The 1950-nt window shown below is 67.6% G+C and carries 3 protein-coding genes and 1 pseudogene; all 4 read left to right on the forward strand.

Annotated elements, in window-relative coordinates; all coding sequences use genetic code 11:
* A partial coding sequence (locus I0Q12_RS32200) for a hypothetical protein (RefSeq protein WP_231610166.1) occupies positions 1–189 on the forward strand: 189 nt, incomplete at its 5' end.
* Between the two features lie 86 nt (positions 190–275).
* Positions 276–1181: a hypothetical protein gene (locus I0Q12_RS06965; RefSeq protein ID WP_197251247.1), complete on the forward strand. Its 906-nt coding sequence runs from the start codon at positions 276–278 to the stop codon at positions 1179–1181.
* An 84-nt stretch (positions 1182–1265) separates the two neighbouring features.
* A complete protein-coding gene (rplS, locus tag I0Q12_RS06970) occupies positions 1266–1607 on the forward strand; it encodes a 50S ribosomal protein L19 (RefSeq protein WP_197251248.1) in 342 nt (113 codons plus the stop codon).
* A gap of 118 nt (positions 1608–1725) precedes the next feature.
* Positions 1726–1950: pseudogene (locus tag I0Q12_RS34820) on the forward strand (signal peptidase I); the annotation flags it as partial.

A 1950-nucleotide genomic window follows, 5' to 3' on the forward strand; every position in this document is an offset into this window, starting at 1 on the left:
GCCCCGTCCGCGCGCGGCGGAGCCCGCCCCGGCGGTCAGCAGCGCCGCAACCCGCGGCAGGGCGGTGGGAACCCGGGCGGCGGCCGGCAGGGCGGGGGACGGCAGGGATCGCGGGATCGCCGGTCCGACTCGGCGCCCGCTTCCGGGTCGATGGCCGACGCACTGCGCCGCGCCGGATTCGGGAAGTAAAAGTGGCGGGCCGGGGTTCGTGTCGGGTCACCGGCGCGGCCCCGGCCTGACATGCTTGGAGCCATGCGGTCGACGGTGGTGGCGCCATGAGCGATTGGCTCCGGCACGAGATCATCGACAGAGGGCGGCTGCCCCTGCTCTTCTTCCTCCTGGGGTTCCTCGCTGCGTTCCTCTTCATCCGGCTCAGCGTGCGACTGATCCGCGCCCAGGTGCGCTGGTGGCCCGGGAACGTCACGCCGGGTGGTCAGCACGTGCACCACGTCGTTTTCGGTGTGGTCACCATGGTGATCTCCGGCGGTGCGCTCATCGCCGTCTACGAGAACGGGAGCCAGGTCACCGGTGCCGCGCTGGCGACGTTCTTCGGGATCGGCACCGCCCTGACCCTCGACGAGTTCGCGCTGATCTTCTACCTGAACGACGTCTACTGGGAGGAGGAGGGACGGGTCTCGGTCGACGCGGTGTTCGTCGCATTGGCCGTGACCGGTCTGGTGTTGCTCGGCGTGCAGCCGTTGGAGCTGGCCGACGTCACCGATTTCAACGAAAGCACCTCGTGGGGTGTCCGCGCGGGCATCATCGCATCGGCGCTGATCAACCTGGCGCTCGCGGCGATCGTGCTGCTCAAGGGCAAGATCTGGACGGGGCTGATCGGGCTGTTCTTCCTGCCGTTGCTGCTCGTCGGCGCGATCCGCCTGTCGCGGCCGGGAGCTCCGTGGGCGCGGTGGCGGTATCAGGGCAGGGCTCGCAAGATGCGCCGCTCGATTGCCCGTGAACGCCGCTACCGCCGGCCGATGATCCGGGCGAAGATCTTCGTGCAGGACCTCGTCGCCGGGCAGCCCACGCTCGACACCGTGCGGGACAGTGTGGAGCATTCGCGGGTCGCCGCGGAAGCCGAACTCGACCGCACCGTGCACGCAGCGCCCCCACCGATTTCATCGACCGGCGTTGCATCTGGCACAATTGACGGGTTGCCCGGATCGGGCACGCCTACCTGACCTGGGTACGAACCAGTCGAGCCCCGCCCGAAGGCGGCCGCCGCTCGGTTCCTCTGCTCGAGCGAACAAGAGGATGAACAACCGATGAACACCCTGGACTTTCTGGACGCCAAGTCCCTGCGCGACGACATCCCGGAGTTCCGTCCCGGTGACACGCTGAACGTGCACGTCAAGGTTATCGAGGGCTCGAAGGAGCGCGTGCAGGTCTTCAAGGGCGTCGTGATCCGGCGTCAGGGCGGCGGTGTCCGCGAGACCTTCACCGTTCGCAAGGTGTCGTTCGGCGTCGGCGTCGAGCGGACCTTCCCGGTCCACAGCCCCAACCTCGCCAAGATCGAGGTCGTCACCCGCGGTGACGTGCGTCGCGCCAAGCTGTACTACCTGCGCGACCTGCGCGGCAAGGCCGCCAAGATCAAGGAAAAGCGCTGAGCGCTCACGCCTGATCCCACGGTTCACACGAAGCCCGGTCCGGACATTCCCGGACCGGGCTTCGTGGCGTGTGTGGTGTCCGCGCAGTCGAGTGAAGCCCAGACGCTAGTCTGATCCGGTGGCAGAAACACCGCAGGATCCGGCCGCGCCGGAGTCGCAGGACCGCCTCGCCCAGCGGGGATCCGGAGATCGACAGACCATCGGTTCCCGAGAGCGGAAGGATTCGGGGGAAACCAAGAAGCAGAAGTCGTTCTGGCGAGAACTGCCACTGCTGATCGTCGTCGCACTCGTCCTGAGTTTCCTTCTCCAGACATTCATCGCGCGGGTCTACCTGATTCCCTCG

The organism is Rhodococcus sp. CX (genome assembly GCF_015865005.1).
Lineage (GTDB): Bacteria > Actinomycetota > Actinomycetes > Mycobacteriales > Mycobacteriaceae > Rhodococcus.

Bases quoted from the DNA above. Each gene is read 5' to 3' on its own strand.
- I0Q12_RS06965 (WP_197251247.1), top strand. From the start codon at position 276: ATGAGCGATTGGCTCCGGCACGAGATCATCGACAGAGGGCGGCTGCCC.
- rplS (WP_197251248.1), top strand. From the start codon at position 1,266: ATGAACACCCTGGACTTTCTGGACGCCAAGTCCCTGCGCGACGACATC.